A 3,188-nucleotide genomic window follows, 5' to 3' on the forward strand; every position below is an offset into this window, starting at 1 on the left:
AAAATCTCTTGTTTTTAGACTTGCTTGGCGTTTCGTTTTGTTTAGTTTTCAAAGAACAATCTGTCGTGTTAGCGACTCTTATATCATATCAATTCAGTTAGCTTTTGTCAAGCATTTTCTTTTTGATATTATTCACTAACAATCTCTCAAAATGTTTCGCGTTGCAGAAGCAACTTTTATATAATAACTTATATTTTTTATGAATGCAACCCTTTTTATAAATTATTTTTTATAAGTTTGCATTCAAGGATTTATCCGCCTTCTATCTCATAGCGACTTAATTATAATACCACTATTTCGAGTAATATAAAACTGGAATTTATATGTATTTTTCTATCTCTTCGGATCTCCTCTATATTTAGCGATTCTATCTGTATTTCAGTTCACGTCGAAACTCTCAGCTTGTTCAAAACTACTTCTACAGGAGGCGGTTAGCATGCATGAGATATTTATGCTCACTTTACGATTTACCATATCAAGAAGAAACGAAGCTAATTAAACGCAAAATTGATATTTCTATAATGCAGAAAAAAAGATCGGTTTTTTTACATAACTCCGTTAATCACACAGTTAGCTTGTCTTATTTATATATGTATAAAGAGATGGCCAACACAGAACCATAAAAAAAATAGTGGATTTCCTTAAACAACCTGGTAAGCATCTTCTCGGAAACTTGTTATTTTATATTAGATGGTATACCTTCTTTCAGTGTGACAATATACTTGCATGAGACAAAGTATATATAGGAATGTTGATATTACTCTAATTACTATATAAAACGTTACTTACTGATACTTTCTTTTTCTTCTATAGAATAAGACAATCTTTTATTACTGATGGATCGATTGATTCTCTTCTTTATAATGATGCAATCTTTCCAGAAAGCTTTCGTACCTTCACTAAAACCCAGCAATCCAGCCGATAAACTTATAAGAGTATAGAACATCTTCTTTTTTAATCAACCCAACATTCAACATATTCAGCTCCGGTCTTTCTTTTAGATCCCCTGATTAATTAGTTCATGACTGGTAAAGTTATACTTCGTTTTTAATATCCAGTATTAAACCTTATGTCATATGCTATTTACTTTGAATTTCTTCACTGGTTTTCCCGTCCAGTGAATAGGATCCTCCGAGCATATCATTGTGTTTGGAATAGGGGAACGAGGTTCCTCCAATCACTTCTCGGTTCCACATCATGACCGTTACACTTATTTTCCCCTCTTGGAACTCATTATCTAATGGATGACCTTTAACGAAAAAACGGACTAAATGAATCTCTTTATTCAAATAGGGCTCGGGTTCGATGGATTGGACAGCCCAGTCCTGTTTAGCGGGAAGTTTCGTTAAGTCACTTATCGTATACGTCCTAGTCCTCTCTCCTTCATAGGACAGCTCATCATATCCTTTATCCTCTAGAATCCTTTGCAAATTCTCGCATTTTCCGTTAATGGTAGTTGTTCATCGCTTTGTGCGCACCCAGAGAGCAACAAGAAGATTAGAAAATACAGTGGTTTTTTCATTTCATCCCTTCTTATTTACAGATGATCCTCTATATTTAAAGGCATGAGAGCTCTGATTGTACCTTTCCTTTTATCATAGTATAGATAATTAATTAACCTACTACCCCCTTTTGTTTATATAACATACTAAATACAACATTGTATAAGTGACTTCCTTCATCCACTAACCTGTGCCCCGTTAGCTGCTTTTAAAAAAGCTAATCACTTAGTTTTTGCAATGGTGAAGTGTATTGAATCAATAAAAAAGCGAACCTAACATTGATGGGTTCGCTAAAATAACGGTGGTATTCCGAAAGGGAAGAATATTGGAGCTATGTAGATAAAACATAATAGTAAAATTAATAAAAGAGACATGACTATCGAAAAGACAGATCTAATGATCACTTTCTTATCATTTTTCCTTTCTAGCGGCAGCCCAACTACAGCTATACTCAGTGATATAAGCGAAAAAGGAATAAGGTAATACAATACACCCATGTTTCATTTCTAAGTCTGCTATAAAAAATCTAAAGAATGCAAATATGCAAAGTGCTATTAGCGTTATTCCAAAAGGCCATTGATTAGTTAAAAGTTTAAGACTCCTCTTGGCCACTCTCAATACAGCCAACCTTCCAAATATATCCTTTGTGTTATTGTAAGCCAATCTTTTTTCCTCATACAAGTGATAATTCTGTATTAAGGTTTAGTTAAAGAACTATCTTGATTTTGAATATGGATGCTTATTTTTTTATTTAGGAGCACCACCCTATGCAAATAGCCTTTAAATGAGGAATCGCCAATTAAGAGCCCATATTCATTGAATTATACGAACCTTATCCTTAATCTCTTTGCATAGTTAATAAAAATCATCACCAAAATAAACGGCAACTAATTCTCCTGATGAAAGAGGAAACTGTTCCTCTTCTTACAAAGAAATATTTAAAACTCGTGACATGCTCTAAAGATGTTTAGTTCATATATTTCTTTCACTATAATATGCAATATTTCATTAACCTTTCTCTATGTAAAGATGAATCAATTATGTTGTGTTCAAGCAATAGAGTGAGTATAACGGTGAGATTTTAGCAAGGATTTCTTTTAATCAATCGATTAGTTAACTTGGATACATTCAGTAAGTATATATCCATGAGCTTGTGATTAAGAAGAAGTGAAGAACCAATTCTCTTACGTTTTCCTGACCTTCTTCCCTATAGATTTTGATTAAAAAGGTTTAGGAGTCTCCCAGCTGAAATCCCAGGTTGAGTCCTTAATATATGTTTTCCAATTTTATTATTATCTCGTATGTTCACTAATAGGTGTGTTATACATGTTTTCTTACGGCTTTCCTCCATACTTCACCTACCTATGAAGCACCTTTAACCCGGCATAGGTCAGGCATAGGTAGGGCATAGCTGCTTTCCTCCACACTTCACCTACCTTTCAGACACCTTTTATCCATAGATCAGGCAAAGATGTCCCATAGGTGTTGAATAGCGCAGCTTTTCTATAGCTTCCACACGTCTTTAAGGTAGTACCCTTGACGAAAAATCCTTCCCGATCCCATCAAGCCCAAACAAGTATAAATGATCTCTCTTGGTCCCTAAAAAACCGCACAAAAAAACCAGCTCATCAACTGAACTGGTTTCTTAAATTGCCCGGCAACGTCCTACTCTCACAGGGACTCGCG

Annotated in this window: 1 protein-coding gene; it reads right to left on the bottom strand. The window is 34.5% G+C overall.

The window, feature by feature from the left end:
• Positions 1–1,079: 1,079 nt before the first annotated feature.
• Positions 1,080–1,430 carry a hypothetical protein gene (locus AC4BHA_RS19040; RefSeq protein ID WP_077248007.1) on the bottom strand — a complete coding sequence of 117 codons (351 nt, stop codon included), beginning with the start codon at positions 1,428–1,430 and terminating at the stop codon, positions 1,080–1,082.
• Positions 1,431–3,188 lie beyond the last annotated feature (1,758 nt).

This window comes from Pradoshia sp. Z3_51, assembly GCF_058215915.1.